This window comes from Halalkalibacter alkaliphilus, from assembly GCF_023555415.1.
Taxonomy (GTDB): Bacteria; Bacillota; Bacilli; order Bacillales; family Bacillaceae_D; genus Halalkalibacter; species Halalkalibacter alkaliphilus.
Window position 1 is genome coordinate 23,045 of sequence record NZ_JAKRYL010000022.1, and the last position, 19,306, is coordinate 42,350.

General features: G+C 40.0%; 18 protein-coding genes. 14 read left to right on the top strand and 4 right to left on the bottom strand.

Annotation, left to right across the window (positions count from 1 at the left end; all coding sequences use genetic code 11):
• The first annotated feature begins 339 nt into the window (after positions 1-339).
• The 5 genes from MF646_RS17895 (at position 340) to MF646_RS17915 (ending at position 3,958) form a co-directional block, all read left to right on the top strand.
• A complete protein-coding gene (locus tag MF646_RS17895) occupies positions 340-798 on the top strand; it encodes an NUDIX hydrolase (protein ID WP_250097884.1) in 459 nt (152 codons plus the stop codon).
• A gap of 19 nt (positions 799-817) precedes the next feature.
• Positions 818-1,720, top strand: coding sequence for an RNase adapter RapZ (gene rapZ / locus MF646_RS17900; RefSeq protein ID WP_338035514.1), 903 nt, complete (start codon positions 818-820; stop codon positions 1,718-1,720).
• Positions 1,717-2,658, top strand: a complete 942-nt coding sequence (locus tag MF646_RS17905; protein WP_250097885.1) for a gluconeogenesis factor YvcK family protein — start codon at positions 1,717-1,719, stop codon at positions 2,656-2,658. The genes rapZ and MF646_RS17905 overlap by 4 nt, the downstream gene beginning before the upstream one ends.
• A 65-nt stretch (positions 2,659-2,723) precedes the next feature.
• Positions 2,724-3,683 carry a DNA-binding protein WhiA gene (gene whiA / locus MF646_RS17910; protein WP_250097886.1) on the top strand — a complete coding sequence of 320 codons (960 nt, stop codon included), beginning with the start codon at positions 2,724-2,726 and terminating at the stop codon, positions 3,681-3,683.
• A 20-nt stretch (positions 3,684-3,703) separates the two neighbouring features.
• On the top strand, positions 3,704-3,958 hold the full coding sequence (locus tag MF646_RS17915) for an HPr family phosphocarrier protein (RefSeq protein ID WP_250097887.1): 255 nt from the start codon (positions 3,704-3,706) through the stop codon (positions 3,956-3,958).
• A gap of 90 nt (positions 3,959-4,048) precedes the next feature.
• Here MF646_RS17915 and clpP read toward each other — a convergent pair whose 3' ends face one another.
• The gene (gene clpP / locus MF646_RS17920; RefSeq protein WP_034626778.1) at positions 4,049-4,636 is read right to left on the bottom strand and encodes an ATP-dependent Clp endopeptidase proteolytic subunit ClpP; all 588 of its coding nucleotides are present in this window, start codon (positions 4,634-4,636) and stop codon (positions 4,049-4,051) included.
• A gap of 418 nt (positions 4,637-5,054) precedes the next feature.
• Here clpP and rpoN point away from each other — a divergent pair, with 418 nt between their 5' ends.
• From rpoN to MF646_RS17965, 9 genes are all read left to right on the top strand, one after another.
• Positions 5,055-6,362: an RNA polymerase factor sigma-54 gene (gene rpoN, locus MF646_RS17925; protein WP_250097888.1), complete on the top strand. Its 1,308-nt coding sequence runs from the start codon at positions 5,055-5,057 to the stop codon at positions 6,360-6,362.
• A gap of 314 nt (positions 6,363-6,676) precedes the next feature.
• On the top strand, positions 6,677-6,928 hold the full coding sequence (locus MF646_RS17930) for a glutaredoxin family protein (RefSeq protein WP_250097889.1): 252 nt from the start codon (positions 6,677-6,679) through the stop codon (positions 6,926-6,928).
• Positions 6,929-7,063: 135 nt separating this feature from the next.
• Positions 7,064-8,089, top strand: a complete 1,026-nt coding sequence (locus MF646_RS17935; RefSeq protein WP_250097890.1) for a sugar-binding transcriptional regulator — start codon at positions 7,064-7,066, stop codon at positions 8,087-8,089.
• A 55-nt stretch (positions 8,090-8,144) separates the two neighbouring features.
• Entirely contained in the window at positions 8,145-9,152 is a 1,008-nt protein-coding gene (gene gap, locus MF646_RS17940; protein WP_250097891.1) for a type I glyceraldehyde-3-phosphate dehydrogenase, read from the top strand.
• A 91-nt stretch (positions 9,153-9,243) separates the two neighbouring features.
• Positions 9,244-10,428, top strand: a complete 1,185-nt coding sequence (locus MF646_RS17945; protein ID WP_250097892.1) for a phosphoglycerate kinase — start codon at positions 9,244-9,246, stop codon at positions 10,426-10,428.
• Between the two features lie 46 nt (positions 10,429-10,474).
• Complete coding sequence (tpiA, locus tag MF646_RS17950) at positions 10,475-11,230, top strand: triose-phosphate isomerase (protein ID WP_250097893.1); 756 nt, start codon at positions 10,475-10,477, stop codon at positions 11,228-11,230.
• On the top strand, positions 11,227-12,762 hold the full coding sequence (gene gpmI / locus MF646_RS17955; RefSeq protein WP_250097894.1) for a 2,3-bisphosphoglycerate-independent phosphoglycerate mutase: 1,536 nt from the start codon (positions 11,227-11,229) through the stop codon (positions 12,760-12,762). Before tpiA ends, gpmI begins: the two co-directional genes overlap by 4 nt.
• A 114-nt stretch (positions 12,763-12,876) precedes the next feature.
• On the top strand, positions 12,877-14,166 hold the full coding sequence (gene eno / locus MF646_RS17960; protein ID WP_250097895.1) for a phosphopyruvate hydratase: 1,290 nt from the start codon (positions 12,877-12,879) through the stop codon (positions 14,164-14,166).
• Positions 14,167-14,667: 501 nt separating this feature from the next.
• Complete coding sequence (locus MF646_RS17965; RefSeq protein WP_250097896.1) at positions 14,668-15,351, top strand: cyclase family protein; 684 nt, start codon at positions 14,668-14,670, stop codon at positions 15,349-15,351.
• 99 nt (positions 15,352-15,450) lie between these two features.
• Here the strand turns inward: MF646_RS17965 and MF646_RS17970 are convergent, their stop codons facing one another.
• The 3 genes from MF646_RS17970 to MF646_RS17980 form a co-directional block, all read right to left on the bottom strand.
• The gene (locus MF646_RS17970; RefSeq protein WP_250097897.1) at positions 15,451-16,989 is read right to left on the bottom strand and encodes a BCCT family transporter; all 1,539 of its coding nucleotides are present in this window, start codon (positions 16,987-16,989) and stop codon (positions 15,451-15,453) included.
• 816 nt (positions 16,990-17,805) lie between these two features.
• Positions 17,806-18,537 (bottom strand): SIS domain-containing protein, encoded by a 732-nt coding sequence (locus MF646_RS17975; protein WP_250097898.1) that lies wholly within the window; start codon positions 18,535-18,537, stop codon positions 17,806-17,808.
• A 43-nt stretch (positions 18,538-18,580) separates the two neighbouring features.
• A complete protein-coding gene (locus MF646_RS17980) occupies positions 18,581-19,306 on the bottom strand; it encodes a GntR family transcriptional regulator (protein ID WP_250097899.1) in 726 nt (241 codons plus the stop codon).

Genomic DNA, 19,306 nt, shown 5'->3' on the forward strand with positions numbered 1-19,306 from the left:
GCTTACAATCAAGTGTATGACCGGAAAAAGGTTTTACACTTGATTTTTTATCTGAGGTATTTTTTGGTTTCTAAGGCTCCGTACATTACAACAAAAAGGAAAAATAATCCTTTTTGATATGAAACGTTAATCCTGTTGTAACACGAGTGAAATATAAAAGGGGTAAGATATAAATAAGTAATTGACCCCCTTTTTTTATATACATTTGCACGGACGCTTACGTCCGTGCCCTTTTTTTTTCCTCAAAAGACCAACGTTCAAAAAAGTTCCCTAATTCTAGCAATTGTTAGACCTTTTAATTAATTGTATAATAAAGTAATAGAACGTGAGGTGAAGCTGTTGCAACGGATTACTAACTGTGTATTAACGAATGGAGAGCATGCATTATTATTACAAAAGCCAAGCCGTGGCTGGTGGGTAGCACCTGGTGGCAAAATGGAACTTGGTGAAACGATAAAAGAATCAGCTGAGCGTGAGTTTCGGGAAGAAACAGGTCTTCAGGTAGAAGATGCGAAGCTGCGTGCTGTTTTTACCATCGTAATACTAGAAAATGATCAGCCGGTGAATGAATGGATGATGTTCACGTTCCATGCAACGAGTTTTAAAGGTGACATGTTTGAACAATCTCCAGAAGGCAAGCTTGAATGGAAAAGTATAAAGGATGTACAGGGACTGCCAATGGCAGCCGGTGATAAGTATATGTTTGAACATGTATTACATGATCAAGGAGTCATGCACGGAACGTTTTATTATACAAAAGATTTTGATCTAGTGTCATATCGGTTAACTTCAGAATAGATATAGAGGGGTGATGAGGGTGAGTATCGAGCACGAAGAAATACAGATTGTGATTATTACAGGAATGTCTGGGGCAGGGAAGACAGTGGCCGTCCAAAGCTTTGAGGATCTTGGCTATTTTTGCGTCGATAATTTGCCCCCAGCACTTATTCCAAAATTTATTGAACTGATTGAAGGTTCAAATGGAAAAATGAATAAAGTAGCGCTTGTTATCGATTTACGTGGAAGGAAGTTTTTTGATCACCTATTTGAAGCAATCGATACGATAAGCCATGCTCCGCACTTGCAATTTAAGCTACAGATTATCTTCTTAGATGCAAAGGATGCAAAACTTGTACAGCGCTACAAAGAGACGAGACGTGCTCATCCACTAGCACCAAATGGTCTGCCGCTTGAAGGTATTCGGCTAGAACGCGAGATGCTTGAGGATATGAAGGGCAGAGCGCAGCAAATTATTGATACAACGGACATGAAACCAATCCAGTTACGTGAGAAAATCATTCAAAGATTTTCTGGAACGGAAAAGCATCCGTTTACAGTTAATATGATGTCGTTTGGCTTTAAGTATGGCATGCCAATTGATGCGGATCTCGTCTTTGATGTGCGTTTTCTTCCGAATCCTCATTATATTGACCACATGAGACCGAAAACAGGGCTAGATGATGAAGTTTCATCATATGTATTGAAATGGACAGAAACTCAACAATTTATTGAGAAACTAACTGACTTGTTGAAGTTCATGCTGCCTCAATATAAGCGTGAAGGAAAAAGTCAAGTCGTCATTGGCATTGGTTGTACAGGTGGAAAGCATCGTTCTGTGACACTTGCTGAACACTTTGGAGAAGCTTTTGCTGATGAATATGTATTGCATGTTAGCCATCGAGATATTGATAAAGATAAAGGAAAAGGTACTCATAAGTGAAAAAGAAAAATGTTGTTGTGATTGGAGGAGGAACCGGCTTATCAGTATTGCTTCGAGGATTAAAAACGTTCCCAGTTGACATTTCTGCTATTGTAACAGTTGCTGATGATGGCGGCAGTTCCGGTCGACTCCGAAAAGAACTAGACATCCCTCCTCCGGGAGACGTGAGAAACGTTTTAATTGCTTTATCAGAAGTCGAACCTTTGGTGGAAGAGCTCTTTCAGCACCGTTTTTCAAACGGAAATGGCTTGTCAGGGCACTCGTTAGGTAATCTACTACTTGCGGGCATGACGTCCATTACAGGCGATTTTTCAAGAGGCATTACCGAATTAAGCAAAGTGTTAAATGTTCGTGGAAATGTTTATCCTGCGGCTAATTGCAGCATTGTGCTGCATGCAGAAATGGAAGACGGAACGATTGTAACAGGGGAATCCCTTATTCCGTTAGAACAAAAAAGGATAAAACGTGTTTTTTTAACCCCTGAAGATATTTCACCATTGCAGTCGGCTATTCGAGCAATTGAGGAAGCCGATATTATTGTGTTAGGACCAGGAAGCCTTTACACTAGTGTTATCCCAAACCTTCTTGTTCCGGGAGTTGCTCAAGCGATCGAACAGTCTGATGCAAGGAAGGTATATATTTGCAATGTGATGACACAAAGTGGAGAAACGGAAGGCTATACAGCTGGAGACCATATCCAAGCCATTTCTGATCACTGCGGCAGTACATTGGTCGACGAAATTGTGGTTCATGGAGCGCCGGTGTCAGCTGAAGTTCGAGCGTGTTATGCGAGCGAAGGGGCTGTTCCTGTTGTTGTTGATGTAAATCGGATAAATTCAATGGGGGTATCCGTTGTACTTGATCATTTTGTAATCGAACGAGAAAATATGTTGCGTCATGATGCCATAAAAGTATCAAAGGCTATTTTACGCATGTAAGAATGACTACTGTTCGTGTAGGGAAAGGGTATTAGAGAGCTACACGGCTGAAAGGAGTGAGGACTTTGTCCTTTGCAGCCAAAACGAAAAAAGAATTAACCCAATTTGAACAAGAAGACTGCTGTGCTACAGCAGAGCTCGCTGCACTTATCCGGATGAACGGATCCCTTTCGTTCAGTCAAATGAAGCTTGGTCTAGATGTAACGACAGAGAATGCGGCGATTGCAAGGAGAATTTATACGCTTATTAAGCGAGTCTATCCTTCCATGTTTGTGGAGCTGCTTGTTCGAAAAAAAATGAGACTGAAAAAAAACAATGTCTATCTCGTTCGTATGCAGCACGAGGCAAAGGAATTGTTAGAGCAGCTTGGTATTTTAGGAGAAGGTTTTGTTTTTCTTCGAACAATCTCAAAACAATTAACAAAATCCAATTGTTGTAAGCGTGCCTACTTACGAGGAGCTTTCTTAGCGGGGGGGTCTATTAACCACCCCGAAACCTCGTCTTATCATTTAGAGATTTTCTCAATCTATGAGGAGCATAATGATTCTTTATGTGAATTAATGAACGAATATGAATTAAATGCAAAAACATTGGAACGTAAAAAGGGTTTCATCACGTATATGAAAGAGAGCGAGAAAATCACTGAGTTTCTTAATATCATTGGCGCACATCAGGCACTGCTGTACTTTGAAGATGTTCGAATTATGAAGGACATGCGTAACTCGGTAAATCGTCTTGTTAATTGTGAAACAGCTAATTTAAACAAGACCGTTGGGGCAGCATTAAGACAGGTAGAAAATATTCGTCTTGTTGATCGATTGATTGGTTTAGATCAGCTGCCAGCGAAATTGCGTGAAATTGCCGAATTACGTGTATTGCATCAGGACGTTACTCTAAAGGAACTTGGTGAGATGGTTGATGGGGGGACCGTTAGTAAATCTGGTGTGAACCATCGCTTACGAAAAATTGATCAGATTGCAGATAAATTACGAAATGGTCAAGAGATTCAAACAGAAAAATTATAAACGATTAAGGAGGAGAAAAAATGTTAAAAAAAGAAGTGACAGTTCAAAGAAAAACTGGATTACAAGCAAGACCTGCAGCATTATTTGTTCAAGAGGCGAGCCGTTTCTCGGCAGAGGTGTTTATTGAAAAAGGTGATAAAAAGGTAAATGCAAAAAGCATCATGGGTCTTATGAGCTTAGCCATGGGTCATGGAACAACATTTACGCTTATTACAGATGGAAATGACGAAGCTGAAGCACTAGAAACATTAAGTGATTTTATTGAATCTGAATAAAAGAGAAGACACCGGTCTGCCACAAGCAAGCGGTGTCTTTTTTTGGTTTTTAAAAAAAGAGATTCCAATCTGGAATCTCTCTTAATCATATTAAGCTTTCGTCGCAGGAATAACTTTGTCAATTAATCCATACTCTTGTGCTTTTGCAGCAATCATGAAGTTATCACGATCCGTATCGCGCTCGATCACTTCTAAAGGTTGACCAGTGCGCTCTGCTAAAATTTTGTTTAAGCTTTCACGCATTTCAATGATACGTTTCGCATGAATTTGAATATCAGAAGCTTGACCTTGTGTACCGCCAAGTGGTTGGTGAATCATTACTTCACTGTTTGGAAGGGCAAAGCGCTTGCCTTTTTCACCAGCTGCTAGTAAGAATGCACCCATAGAAGCAGCCATTCCAATACAAATCGTCGATACTTTTGGCTTTATGTAATTCATCGTATCATAAATGGCCATACCAGCTGTAATGGACCCACCAGGACTATTAATGTAGATCGAGATATCTTTTTCAGGGTCTTCTGCTTGCAAGAATAAAAGTTGTGCCACAATTGAGTTAGCAACGTTGTCATCGATCGCGCTTCCTAACATAATAATACGATCTTTTAATAAACGAGAATAGATGTCATATGCACGCTCGCCTCGGTTTGTTTGCTCAATAACTGTAGGGATTAAATTCATCGAAAAATTCCTCCTTTTAGGTATTAGTGAACCTTATTGTTCTACTATGTTATGTACATCATACCCAAATGGTCAAAAAAGGTCAAATGAAAACACTTCTTCAACGAGTTGGGTTAAAGTTGATGTTCTGGTATTGTTGCGCAAACAATACCTTTTAACCACTTACTACATACTATTCAATATCAAACTTATTAAACCCTCTTTTCATAATATCCGTTTTTAAATAATCTAAACGAGATAATCTATCATTAGCATAGTTTTGATTTTAGAATTCCTATATAATTAAAGATAGGAATGAAGTAAACTATAAAAGGCATATAAATTAGAAAGCGCTTACAAAAATGGTGTGCTCTTGCTTGGATGTGTAGAGTAGCAAAATTTGGATTGTTCTTAGCTAAGTGAAAGGAGGGGTAGTAACGTGCAATTTGGATTGTTTCAACAACAGACGCAGAGTTTGGTCATGACGCAGGAGTTACGTCAAGCCATTCATCTCTTACAGTATTCAGCAACAGAACTGTCAACCTTTATTCAGGAGCAAGCACTTGAAAACCCGTTAATAGAAGTGAAGGAATCACAAAAGCTAGAGGAGACATCATATTCATCCTTTAGAAACGTTTCTGAAGACCAAACCTCTCCAATTGATTATGCGCATATTGATAGAACAAGTTTGAGTGACTTTTTACTCAATCAATTACAAGACCTTCGAGTTTCAAAAAAAGACAGAAAAAATATAACGTATTTCATTTATAGTTTGAGAGAAGATGGCTACTTATCTAGGCCGTTTGAAGAAATTTGTGAAGAACTTCAAATTTCGCAAAGAGAGGGAGAAAATCTACTTGAAACACTACAGCATTTTGATCCCGCTGGAGTAGGTGCTAGGAATTTGCAGGAGTGCTTGTTGTTACAATTGCAGCGCATGGATGACCCACATTATATTGCTGAACAGATCGTTATGTTTCATATGGAGGCATTCGCCACCCGCAAGTGGAAGGAGATATCTCAGCAATTAAACATACAATTAGCAGAAGTCCAGGAAGTAAATGATTTAATAAAAAAGCTTGATCCACGGCCAGGGACACAATATATGTCGGAGCCAGTTCAATTTGTCCAACCTGAAATTAGGATTGTACCGTATGAAGGAGATTTGCTTGTTCATATAGAAGATGATTTAATTCCAAGTGTTGGTCTCAATCATCATTATGAGGAGTTACTTCGCTCGGCAGATGATGATGAAGCAAGTCAATATGCCAAACAAAAAATTCAGCAAGTTCAATGGCTAATGAAAAGTATACAGCAAAGAAAACAAACGATCGTGAAAGTGGGAGAAGCTATTGCAAGACACCAAAAGGATTATTTCTTAAAGAAAGATGGTGTGCTAAAGCCACTTACATTAAAAGAGATTGCCGATGAGATTGAGGTTCATGAATCGACTGTGAGTCGTGCTACAACAAATAAGTATGCGGATACACCAAGAGGAATCATAGAACTAAAATCTCTCTTCACATCAGCTGTTCAAAATGGCTTAGGAGAATCGACATCAAGCCGTTCGATTAAAGAATGGATGAAAGAGCTCATTGCAGCAGAAAATAAACAAAAGCCACTTTCAGATGCAAAAATTGTCAGCTGGTTACAATCAGAAAAAGGAACAACTGTATCAAGAAGAGCCATTGCAAAATATCGCGATGAACTAGGGATTCCATCCTCATCAAAAAGGAAAAGATACTGAACCAAAAGGGTGGTTTTCCCTTTTGGTTCAGTATCGAAGCAAGGAGCGAAGCCGCTGCGTCGGTGTGAGAGGTGTCTCACACCTGCAGCGTGCGGAGCCCTTGCACATCAGAGCATAAGCTAATAATAAATACCAAAAGGGCGGTTTTCGAGGCCACTGAAAAAGGTACGGTTTTGACCTTTTTCAATGGCCTTCCTCGAATTGACTAAAAAGGACTTTTTCAGTATCGTCTATAGAAGGAGCAGAGTCGCTGCGTTGGTATAAGCCTCCCTATAAATTTTTACATACTACGAATAAAAGTGAGTGATAAAGAAATGATAGAAGTAACTGTTATGTCAAAAATTGATTGCCCGCTTTGTGACAAAGCAATTGACCTAATTAAACCATTATCTGAAGAGGTTCCTTTTACAATGACCATTACCGATATTTATAAAAATGATGCCTTACTCGAAAAATATCAAATTATGATTCCGGTTATTTTGATCAATGGAGAAGAGGTTGATTTTGGTCAAATTTCAAAAGATAAGGTAAGAAAGCGTTTACTTGAAATAAATAGGCAAATATAACTTGTGAAAGGACTCCATCCTTGGTAATATGTACTTGTGGATGAGGATTTTGGTCTTTTTTTTGGAAATAACGGGACTAAAAATGTCTATGCGGGACATAATGAGTCCAGTCCTGGCTTAAAGGAGTTTGGCTCGATGAATTCATTATTAGACATACAGAAAAAATTATTACCCGATTTGCTTGACGTTATGGTCAAGAGATACCGAATCCTTCATTACATTAAATTAATGCAACCGATTGGTCGAAGAAGTTTGTCAGCAAACTTACAGCTTTCAGAACGAGTGTTACGAGGAGAGGTTACTTTTTTAAAGGAGCAAGGTCTTGTACATTTCGCTACTTCAGGTATGAGTATCACTGAAGAAGGCGAAAAATTATTTGAAAAGTTAGAAGAAATGATGAAGGAGCTTCTTGGACTTCGGGAATTAGAAGCACAGCTAGAAAAGGAACTCGGTGTAAGGCAAGTCACTGTCGTTGCTGGAAATAGCGACAAGGATGAATGGGTCAAAAGAGAAATGGGTCGAGCTTGTATTAGTCAGCTTAAGGCAATCATTAACCCGAAAGACGTGGTTGCTGTCATGGGTGGTACAACCCTTGCTGCTGTTGCAGAAATGATGAAGCCTGATGCGAAAACTAGGGAAGTTGTTTTTGTTCCGGCACGTGGCGGGCTTGGCGAGCAGGTGGAGAATCAAGCGAATACGATTAGTGCAGAACTTGCGAGTCGAGCAGGGGCACAATATCGCTTGTTGCATGTTCCAGACCAAATAAGTGAGGAAGCTTACTCATCTCTTGTATTAGAACCTTCTGTTAAGGACATCCTAAGGCTGATTAAATCAGCTTGTACGGTTATTCATGGAATTGGAGATGCAAGAACGATGGCGCTCCGGCGTGATTCAGTGAATTCGTTTATTGACAAGCTTAATCGGGAAGAGGCTGTAGCAGAGGCGTTTGGATATTATTTTAACCGTCGCGGCGAACCAATCCACAAGCAAAGAACGATTGGGTTACAGCTCGATGACCTCGGGGAGCATAAGTATGTAATTTCTGTTGCTGGAGGAGCTTCAAAAGGAGAAGCGATCGCTGCCTATATGAAGTATCAACCAAGTGATGTGTTAATTACAGATGAAGCTGCCGCAGAAGCATTATTACAATTACGTAGATAAAAGGGCATTGCTCTTTTTGATAAATTCTTTTTAAGTTACTAGGAGGAGATTGAACATGGCAACAAAGATTGGTATTAACGGTTTTGGACGTATTGGACGTAACGTATTTCGTGCAGCATTAAACAACCCAGCGGTAGAGGTAGTAGCAATCAACGATTTAACTGATGCTAACATGCTTGCACACTTACTTAAATATGACACAGTACACGGCAACCTAGATGCTGAGATTTCAGTAAATGGTAACTCACTTGTAGTTAACGGACAAGAAATCAACATCTCTGCTGAGCGTGATCCATCTAAGCTTGAGTGGGCTAACCGTGGAGTAGAAGTAGTAGTTGAATCAACTGGTTTCTTCACTAAGCGTGAAGATGCTGCTAAACATATCGAAGCTGGTGCGAAGAAAGTAATCATCTCTGCTCCTGCATCAGATGAAGATATTACAATCGTAATGGGTGTTAACGAAGACAAGTACGATGCTGGTAGCCACCACGTTATCTCAAACGCATCTTGTACAACAAACTGTCTTGCACCATTTGCAAAAGTTCTTAACGACAAATTCGGAATCAAGCGCGGTATGATGACAACAGTTCACTCGTACACAAATGACCAACAAATCCTTGACCTTCCACACAAGGACTACCGTCGTGCGCGTGCAGCTGCTGAAAACATCATCCCAACATCTACAGGTGCTGCAAAAGCGGTTGCTCTTGTTCTTCCTGAACTTAAAGGTAAATTAAATGGTGGAGCAATGCGTGTACCAACTCCTAACGTATCTTTAGTTGACTTAGTTGCTGAGTTAAACCAAGACGTTACAGCTGAAGATGTAAACAATGCACTTCGCGAAGCTGCTGAAGGTCCATTAAAAGGAATCCTTAACTACAGCGAAGAGCCACTAGTATCTAGTGACTACAATGGTAACCCACATTCTTCATCAATCGATGCCCTTTCAACAATGGTTATGGAAGGCAGCATGGTTAAAGTAATTTCTTGGTATGATAACGAGTCTGGTTACTCTCACCGTGTTGTAGATCTTGTTGATTACATCGCTAAGCAAGGACTATAATAGGTAACAGTTGGTGGAGGAGGAAGATGATAGAGGTTTCCTCCTCTTTCCGCTGTAAAAAATTGCAATCCAAACAGGAGGTCTAGCCAAAATGAACAAACAAACGATTCGTGATATCGACCTTAAAGGGAAAAAGGTATTTTGTCGAGTTGATTTCAACGTGCCAATGAAGGATGGACAAGTAACGGATGAAACTCGTATCCGTGCGGCGATCCCAACAATCCAAGCATTAGTAGAACAAGGTGCAAAAGTCATTCTTGCTTCTCACCTTGGTCGTCCAAAAGGAGAAGTAGTAGAAGAATTGCGTCTTACTCCAGTTGCAGCTCGTTTAAGTGAGTTACTTGGTAAAGATGTGAAGAAGGTTGACGAAGCATATGGTCCACAAGCAGAAGAAGCTGCAAATGCTCTTTCTGAAGGCGATGTATTGTTACTTGAAAACGTTCGCTTCTATCCTGGGGAAGAGAAGAATGACCCAGAACTTGCAAAAGCGTTCGCTGCTTTAGCTGATGTGTATGTAAACGATGCTTTTGGTGCGGCTCACCGTGCACATGCATCAACTGAAGGAATTGCACACCACTTGCCAGCCGTTGCAGGTTTATTAATGGAAAAAGAGCTAGATGTTCTTGGAAAAGCATTATCAAATCCTGAGCGTCCTTTTACAGCGATTATTGGTGGAGCAAAGGTTAAAGATAAGATCGGTGTTATTGAAAATCTGTTAGATAAAGTAGATAACTTAATCATTGGTGGCGGACTTGCTTACACATTTGTAAAAGCACAAGGCCATGAAATCGGGAAGTCTTTACTTGAAGAGGACAAGATCGATCTTGCCAACTCATTTATGGAAAAGGCAAAAGCAAACAATGTGAATTTCTTATTGCCTGTTGATGTAACGGTTGCTGATGATTTCTCAAACGATGCAAATACTAAAGTAGTAGATATTGATTCTATTCCTTCTGATTGGGAAGCATTAGATATTGGACCAAAAACGATTGATACATATCGTAAAGTCATTGCAGAATCAAAGCTTGTTATTTGGAACGGACCAATGGGTGTATTTGAACTTGAATCATTCTCTAAAGGGACAAGAGGTGTAGGAGAAGCTCTTGCTGATAGCACGGATACATATTCTGTTATTGGTGGAGGAGACTCTGCAGCTGCTGTTGAAAAGTTCGGCATTGCGGATAAGATGAGCCACATCTCAACAGGCGGCGGTGCGTCTCTAGAGTTTATGGAAGGCAAAGAGCTTCCAGGGTTAGTTGCACTTAACGATAAGTAATAATGGGGTCAGACCCCGCTTTAATCTAATAAAGAGGTGAAGTACTATGCGTAAGCCAATTATTGCAGGTAACTGGAAAATGAATAAAACGCTTGGAGAAGCGAAGCAATTCGTTGAAGCGGTAAAAACGAGTGTTCCAGCTAACAGTGAAGTGGATGCAGTTGTTTGTTCACCGGCGTTATTTTTAGAAAGCTTAGTGAGTCAGACTGAAGGAACAGATCTTAAAGTTGGTGCACAAAACGTTCACTTTGAAGAAAATGGTGCGTTTACAGGTGAGATCAGCCCTGTAGCTCTAGCTGACATGAAAGTAGAGTATGTCATCATTGGGCACTCTGAGCGTCGTGAAATGTTTGCTGAGACAGATGAAACAGTAAACAAAAAAGTTCACGCGGCGTTTAAGCACAACTTAGTACCAATCATGTGCTGCGGTGAGACAGATGAAGAGCGTGAAGCTGGAAAAACAAACGATGTCGTAAAGGTACAAGTAGAAGCTGGACTAGCTGGCTTGTCAAATGATCAAGTGAAAAACACAGTTATTGCTTATGAGCCAATCTGGGCGATCGGAACAGGGAAATCTTCTTCTGCAACAGATGCTAATGATGTTTGCTCATACATCCGTAAAGTGGTAGCTGAGGCGTTTTCTCCAGAGGCTGCTGAGGCAGTTCGTATTCAGTACGGCGGCAGCGTGAAGCCTGCTAACATTAAAGAATACATGGCCGAGTCTGATATTGATGGAGCACTTGTTGGTGGAGCGAGTTTAGAAGCTGACTCATTCCTTGCACTTTTGGAGGAAGGTAAATGAGTAAGAAACCAGTAGCTCTCATCATCCTTGATGGATTTGCGATGAGAGATGAAGTAAAAGGTAATGCAGTAGCTCAAGCGAAGAAACCAAACTTTGACCGTTACTGGAACCAATACCCGCATGCAACTCTTGAAGCACAAGGGGAAGCGGTAGGTTTACCAGAAGGTCAAATGGGGAATTCGGAAGTAGGACACTTAAACATTGGTGCTGGACGAATTGTTTATCAAAGCTTAACACGCGTGAATTTATCGATTCGTGAAGGTGAATTTTTTGAAAATGAAACGTTCCATGCCGCTATGAACCATGTGAAAGAAAAGAACAGTGCCTTACATGTCTATGGACTTCTATCAGACGGAGGAATTCATAGCCATATTGAGCATTTGTTTGCACTACTTGAACTTGCGAAGCGTGAAAACGTGGAAAAAGTTTATGTTCATGGATTTCTTGATGGGCGTGACGTTGGCCCAACTTCAGCTGAAGTGTACATTCGTGCCCTGCAAAGCAAGCTTGAAGATTTAGGTGTAGGTGAGATTGCATCTATTCACGGCCGTTACTATGCGATGGATCGCGACCGTCGCTGGGAGCGTGTTGAGAAGTCATACCGTGCGATGGTATATGGCGAAGGTCCTGCGTACACGAATCCGATTGACGTTGTGACTGATAGTTATAAAAATGAAATTCATGATGAATTTGTCATTCCTTCTGTTATTACAAAGGAAGACGGAACGCCAGTAGGGACAGTTGGAGACGATGATGCGGTTATCTTCTTTAACTTCCGTCCGGACAGAGCAATTCAAATGTCTCAAGTATTCACAAACGAAGACTTCCGCGGATTTGATCGTGGTGACATGCATCCAAGAAATCTTCATTATGTGTGTTTAACGAAATTTAGTGAGACAGTTGATGGATATGTCGCATTCAAACCGACAAATCTAGATAATACACTTGGTGAAGTGTTATCACAACAAAATTTCAAACAACTGCGCATTGCGGAAACGGAAAAGTACCCACATGTGACGTTTTTCTTTAGCGGCGGACGTGAGGAGCCATTCCCAGGTGAAGAGCGAATTTTAATCGATTCACCAAAAGTAGCAACATATGACCTGAAGCCTGAGATGAGTGCATACGAAGTAACGGACGCGTTACTTGCAGACATTGAAGCTGATAAACATGATGCAATTATTTTAAATTTTGCAAACCCTGATATGGTTGGGCACTCAGGAATGCTTGAGCCGACAATTAAAGCGGTAGAAGTAGTTGATGAGTGTTTAGGAAAAGTCGTTGATGCGATTATCGCTAAGGGTGGCGCTGCTGTCATTACCGCTGATCACGGAAATGCAGATGAAGTGCTAACAATTGAAGATAAGCCAATGACAGCTCATACAACAAATCGTGTGCCAGTCATTGTAACTCAAAACGGCATTGAGTTGCAGCAAGACGGGAAACTCGCTGATTTAGCTCCAACGTTATTAACACTTTTAGGTGGAAAACAACCAGAAGAGATGACAGGTGTTTCATTAATTAAGAAATAATTTTTTTAAAAGCAGGAATTTCCTCATTTCAGTTGAATCATAATACGGTTGGCTGAATGAAATAACCATTTTTGACCGAAAATAAATTGATAAATTTTAAGGAGTGACTTTACAATGACAATGATTACAGATGTTTATGCTCGCGAAGTATTAGATTCTCGTGGTAATCCAACAGTTGAAGTAGAAGTATACCTTGAATCAGGTGCAATGGGACGCGCATTAGTACCAAGTGGTGCTTCTACTGGTGAATACGAAGCAGTTGAATTACGTGACGGTGGAGAGCGTTATATGGGTAAGGGAGTTCTTCAAGCAGTTGACAACGTTAACGAAGTAATTGCTCCTGAGCTTATCGGTTTCGACGCTTTAGACCAACTTGGTATCGACCAATTAATGATTGATCTTGACGGAACAGAGAACAAAGGCAAATTAGGTGCAAACGCAATCCTTGGTGTATCTATGGCTGTTGCTCACGCTGCTGCTGATGCTCTTGGTGTACCTTTATATGTTTACCTTGGTGGATTCAACGCGAAGCAACTTCCAGTACCAATGATGAACATCATCAACGGTGGAGAGCACGCGGATAACAACGTAGACATTCAAGAATTCATGGTTATGCCAGTAGGTGCAGAAAACTTCCGTGAAGCACTTCGCATGGGTGCGGAAATTTTCCACAACCTAAAGTCAGTACTTAAAGCAAAAGGCTACAACACAGCTGTAGGTGACGAAGGTGGATTCGCTCCAAACCTTTCTTCAAACGAAGAAGCTCTTTCAACAATTATCGAAGCAATCGAAAAAGCTGGTTTCAAACCAGGTGAAGAAGTTCAACTTGCAATGGACGTTGCTGCTTCTGAAATTTACAACAAAGAAGATGGCAAGTACCACTTAGCTGGTGAAGGCAAGAGCCTTACATCTGAAGAAATGGTTACTTTCTACGAAGATCTTTGCTCGAAATACCCAATCATCTCAATTGAAGATGGCTTAGACGAAAACGACTGGGAAGGTTTCAAACTTTTAACTGATAAACTTGGTGGTAAGGTTCAACTTGTTGGTGATGACTTGTTCGTTACAAATACACAGAAGCTTGCTGAAGGTATCGAAAGAGGAATTGGTAACTCAATCCTTATCAAGGTTAACCAAATCGGTACATTAACTGAAACGTTTGAAGCAATCGAAATGGCGAAGCGTGCTGGTTACACAGCAGTTATCTCTCACCGTTCTGGTGAAACTGAAGATGCAACAATCGCTGACATCGCTGTTGCAACAAACGCTGGTCAAATCAAAACAGGTGCTCCTTCTCGTACAGATCGTGTGGCGAAGTACAACCAACTTCTTCGCATCGAAGACGAGCTTGCTAACGTAGCTACTTACGGCGGCTTAAAAGCATTCTACAACTTAAAGAAATAATTTAACTGATAAAAGACGTGCCTTCTTCGGAGGGTGCGTCTTTTTTGTGCGATTTTTGGGGGTGCATGCCAAGGGTAGGGGGGAGAGTCTCCATTGGTGTTTATGAAGAATAAGAACTGGACCTTTGTATGGTGAAAAGGCACTCATCGGGATTATGAAGACCAAATGCGATCGCCTGCCGAGAGAAAACGAACTTCATCGATCATATGAAGACCTTAAGCGAGAACAGAAGAGGATAAAAGGGACAGATCAGCTCAATGAAGTCCACACTCCTTAACTCCTAAGCAATACCTCTCTCCAACAAAACCCCTGTAACCCAAAAAAATTACTGGACTGCTGCAAACCTTACAAGCTACTAATAAAAGTATGTGAGATTTAATAACCGATTTTACCAAACATGACGAGATATCGATTACTCTTAAGCTACGGAATTGGTAATTAAGAACCAATACTTCGAACTTTAGAGTAAGATACTTTGTACAAGAGGAGAGATTTACACCAATGACGAAACTCATAGATTTATCTCAGGAGATTTACCAAGGAATGCCGGTTTTACCAGTTCAACAACAAACCGTCATTTTTCCTAATATCTCCCATGAAGATACGAAGCAAAAACTAGGATTTGAATTTGCTACAAATAGCATAATTATTAATGAGCACGTGCCTACCCACAGCGATGCCATTTATGAATATGATCCAGATGGTCCGACGATTGACGAAATGGATTTAGCTTCATTTTATGGTCCTGCTATTTGTTTAGATGTGTCTCATATTTCTCCTGAAAAGTTTATTATGAAACGTGATATAAAAGATGCACTGAAAAGATCGAACGAGTCGGTGAATGAGGGGGATATTGTCCTTCTTTATACAGGGCATTATGAACGTGCATATGGAAAGGAGGATTGGTTTACGCGCCATACTGGCTTGCATTATCAGGCAGCGAAATGGCTTGCTGAATTAGGTGTGAAAAATATAGGAGTGGATGCACCGTCTATTGACCAATCAAATGACAAAAAGTATTCTGGACATCTTGCTTGCAGAGAATATCAAATAACAAACACTGAAAACCTATGCAATTTAGGAAAGATAGTAAATAAAAGGTTTCTATACATAGGTCTTCCATTAAAAATTCGTCACGGTACGGGGTCACCAATTCGAGCGATTGCCTTGTTAACGGAAGAATGAAAGAAAACCCGGGTATATTAAGAGGGCACTGAAAAGGTACAAATCAACCTTTTTCAGTGCCCTCACTCATATCAAAGCCGGTTTTACGAAGGATTTCGTTTAGCTGCTCTCATGTTTTTTATTTCGGAACTTTCGTCTATTAGGATCAGCTGGTGGCAATGGTTCCTTTTTAATCATTTTCACGAAAGCAAAAATAATAATGAAAATAATGATGGTAAAAGGGAGGGCAGCAATTAATGATGCCGTTTGTAAGGCATCTAAGCCACCAGATACGAGTAACACGGCAGCGATGGCAGCCATTAATACTCCCCATGTTAGTTTGACAATCGTTGCTGGCTTCAAGCTTCCTTTAGAAGACATGCTACCGAGAATATACGTAGCTGAATCAGCAGACGTAATTAGAAAGGTCAAAATTAGTAGAAACGACAATAGTGACAGAATGGAGCTTAAAGGCAGATGAGCATAAGTCTCAAATAAGGCAACCGTTACGTCATTATTTACAGCTTCTGCAATCGTAGTTCCACCAATCAAATCACTATGAAGAGCTGTTCCGCCAAATGTTGCAATCCAAAAGCAGGCAATTAATGGTGGAATCACTAATACCCCTAATATAAACTCTCGAATTGTTCTTCCCTTAGATACACGGGCAACAAAGGCTCCAACGAATGGAGACCAAGCAATGGCCCAAGCCCAGTAGAAAATTGTCCAATCTCTTACCCACGTTCCGCCGCGGTAAGGGGATAAACGTAAACTATATTCAACGAAATTATTGATATAGTCGCCAATACCTAAAGTAAAAGCATTTAAAATAAAAACAGTAGGTCCGGCAAAAAGGACAAACACTAACAAAAGCAAGCATAAAAACAAATTAATATTACTAAGCCACTTAATCCCTTTGTTCAGCCCAGTACTTGCTGACAATGAGTAAAGCAATAGCAGTACGGCCATGATGACTAGTTGAACCCACATGGTGTTAGGGATTTGGAAGACGGATACTAAGCCACCGTTTAATTGCATGATACCAAGTCCGAGTGAAGTAGCCACACCCATTACAGTTGCTATAATTGCTAACACATCAATGAAATGTTTAATGCCTTTGTTAGTACCAACAACGGGTTCAACAGCAGTAGATACGAGTCCATCTTCGCTTTTTCGAAACTGTAAAAAGCCGATCATTAATCCAACAAGAGCAAAAACAGACCACTGACTAACACCCCAATGAAAAAAGGAATACCCCATTGCAACACGTGCTGTTTCTTCTGTTAAAGGATCTAGGTCTCGAAAAGGTGGGGAGAAAAAATGACTCATTGGCTCAGCTACCCCCCAAAACACAATCCCTACACCGAAACCAGCTGAAAATAACATCCCTATCCAAGTGAAAAAGGGGAATTCTGGTTTAGATTCCTGTGGTCCAAGCCTTATTTTTCCGTATTTACTTATGGCTAGTCCGAGTAAAAACAAAACGAAAATAAAAACGGAAATTAGATAAAACCAGCCAAAGTTTTCAGTAGTGAATAAAAAGAGGTTCTCAGCAACAGTACCAAACTGCCTAGGTGCAATTGCCCCTATAAGTACAAGAATAAATATTAAAATCGCTGACACTAAAAATACCGGGTTCCGAAAAGCTTCTGTTTTCATCTTCGTATTCCTTTCCAACGTATTTTCGTTCATGGATAATAAATGACAATATTGGAGGTCTCTAATATTCTGCCCTTAATGGTTTAATTATTCATTTTTGCTTCCTTTATCCTCTTAAAATTAAGACAAGGTTCGTTTTTAAGTGAAATAAAAAAATTAGTTTTCATAACTACGAAATTTTATAACATGAAATTTTTGAGCGTAATGATGGTTGCGTTAGGAAAGAGTTGTGTATATCTCTGTATTTCATAAAACATCGTTTTATTAGTCAATGGTCACAAAAAGACAGTATTTCGCTAAGCTAAGTAAATTCAGCCAGCAAAAAAACACTGAGAGGTTATCTTACGGTTTACAACAAAATTCCAATTTTAAAAATTACCCTAAACATATATTTGAATTATCTAAAAACTGTATTTGTTTTTGTGGATTGTAACTAGAGACCGCGTAAACGCGTAAGGAGATTGGTTCATTTTCCTGGTTATATGAGCAGACATGTAAAGGAGGAGTATGAATGAAGGCGAGTAATATTAACGAGATTTTCATCAACATCCGAAACAGCTCAAGTATACCGACTACAAACAAAGGTGGTGCTACGCATGTCTAGAGAAGCCATAAATAGACCCGGTCAAATTGTTTTAAATAATTCAGCGGTAGACGCAGTGAATAAGAAGAGAGTGAATTAATGAAAAAAGCTCTTCCTCCTGTTGTGGCTCTCATTTCTTTTCTAGTCTTTTGGCAAGTAGTATTCACTTTAAAAACTCATTGCTTCGGGGGTTTCTCAAAAGGTCAAAAACAGACCTTTTTTAGAAACCGCCTTTAAAAGAAAGGAATACGATCTTTATAAGCTTCCATTAATTTCCGATTATGCTCATCGGATCCATCTATGTTTCCGCTTTTAAAAACAGGAGGCTCAATGTCAAGCTCTATTAATCGTTCAATCGCACCTACGATGATACTATTGATGATAGTTAATCCTATAACAGATGAACTTGGGCCATAGGAGATTCCGGTTCCATCAATTGAGATCACACCGTCTCCTGGCTTGGTGTGGTTGTTAATAACTAAATCTACTGTGTCATATAAAAATTTTCCGCTTTTATGCCTAGATGATTGTTTTTTGGAATAAGAAAGCGAGGTGATCCCCACTACATAGGCACCTTGTTGCTTTCCATGAAGCGCTACATCGATGGGGACAGGATTCCTTCCAGAAGTTGAGACAACGATTAAGATGTCATTTGGGCGAATATCTAGATCATCTAGAAAGGTACAGGCAAAGTCTGCGCTGCGTTCGAACATTGAAGATTGAACGGCTCCTTTATGCAGCATCACTTCTTCTATCAAAATTGGATGAACGGGAGCAAGTCCACCTGCACGGTAAAACACTTCTTCACCAATTATATGAGAGTGACCACAACCAAAAATGTGAACAATTCCTCCGTTTACGATTGCTTCAGCTGTTTTATGGGCCGCTTTTTGAAGAGAGTTTTTTTCAACCGTTTCAAGATTTTCAAATAACTCTCTGATCTCAGATAGATAAGCTTGTATCATTACACACCTCCAGGTTAGGTTGTTTCAAAAGGCGACAACTATTTTACCGTTTTAAATGAGAAATAAATTTATAGCGGTCAGCTCGGTAAGATGATCGTACAATTTCAAAAGGAGTTCCATTCGTTAAAAAGGTACAGCGTTCAATCAACAGAATAGGGGAACCCTTTTTGATCTTTAATAACTCTGTTTCTGTTTCGTTAGCTAAAGAAGATTCGATGATTTGGGTTGCTTCGCCGATATCAAGTTGAAGCTTTTCTTCGATATACTTATAAATCGAGTGACTAACAATTTCTTCTGTTAATCCTTTTACTAAATTAGCGGATATATAACAGGTTTCTAAGGCCATCGGAATTTCATCGGCTAAACGAATACGTTTCATTTCATAGACGGGTGTGTTTTCAGCAACCTGTAAGGTAGCGGCTACCTGAGGGCTGGCTGGGATGATTTCAAAATGAAGAAGCTTACTACTAGGTGTTAACCCTCTTGCTTTCATATCTTCTGTGAAGCTAGTTAACCCTTGTAAAGCTTGTTCGAATTTCTTTTCTGCCACAAATGTACCGCTTCCTTTTTTACGATAAAGGTAGCCGTCGTTTACAAGCTTGTTTATCGCTTGTCTAATCGTCATCCGACTTACTTGAAACAGTTGAGAATACTCACGTTCAGATGGAAGGACATTACCAGGCTTTAACTCTCCTTTTTCAATCCGATCTTTAATATACTCTTCTATTTGATGATAGATCGGCAGTGGTGAATTTTTATCGATTAACAA

Excerpts from the sequence above, each read along its gene's own strand:
- MF646_RS17915 (WP_250097887.1), top strand. The coding sequence starts at position 3,704 with ATGTTAAAAAAAGAAGTGACAGTTCAAAGAAAAACTGGATTACAAGCA.
- clpP (WP_034626778.1), bottom strand. The coding sequence starts at position 4,636 with ATGAATTTAATCCCTACAGTTATTGAGCAAACAAACCGAGGCGAGCGT.
- MF646_RS17930 (WP_250097889.1), top strand. The coding sequence starts at position 6,677 with ATGATAGAAGTAACTGTTATGTCAAAAATTGATTGCCCGCTTTGTGAC.
- MF646_RS17935 (WP_250097890.1), top strand. The coding sequence starts at position 7,064 with ATGAATTCATTATTAGACATACAGAAAAAATTATTACCCGATTTGCTT.
- gap (WP_250097891.1), top strand. The coding sequence starts at position 8,145 with ATGGCAACAAAGATTGGTATTAACGGTTTTGGACGTATTGGACGTAAC.
- MF646_RS17945 (WP_250097892.1), top strand. The coding sequence starts at position 9,244 with ATGAACAAACAAACGATTCGTGATATCGACCTTAAAGGGAAAAAGGTA.
- tpiA (WP_250097893.1), top strand. The coding sequence starts at position 10,475 with ATGCGTAAGCCAATTATTGCAGGTAACTGGAAAATGAATAAAACGCTT.
- gpmI (WP_250097894.1), top strand. The coding sequence starts at position 11,227 with ATGAGTAAGAAACCAGTAGCTCTCATCATCCTTGATGGATTTGCGATG.
- eno (WP_250097895.1), top strand. The coding sequence starts at position 12,877 with ATGACAATGATTACAGATGTTTATGCTCGCGAAGTATTAGATTCTCGT.
- MF646_RS17965 (WP_250097896.1), top strand. The coding sequence starts at position 14,668 with ATGACGAAACTCATAGATTTATCTCAGGAGATTTACCAAGGAATGCCG.
- MF646_RS17970 (WP_250097897.1), bottom strand. The coding sequence starts at position 16,989 with ATGAAAACAGAAGCTTTTCGGAACCCGGTATTTTTAGTGTCAGCGATT.
- MF646_RS17975 (WP_250097898.1), bottom strand. The coding sequence starts at position 18,537 with ATGATACAAGCTTATCTATCTGAGATCAGAGAGTTATTTGAAAATCTT.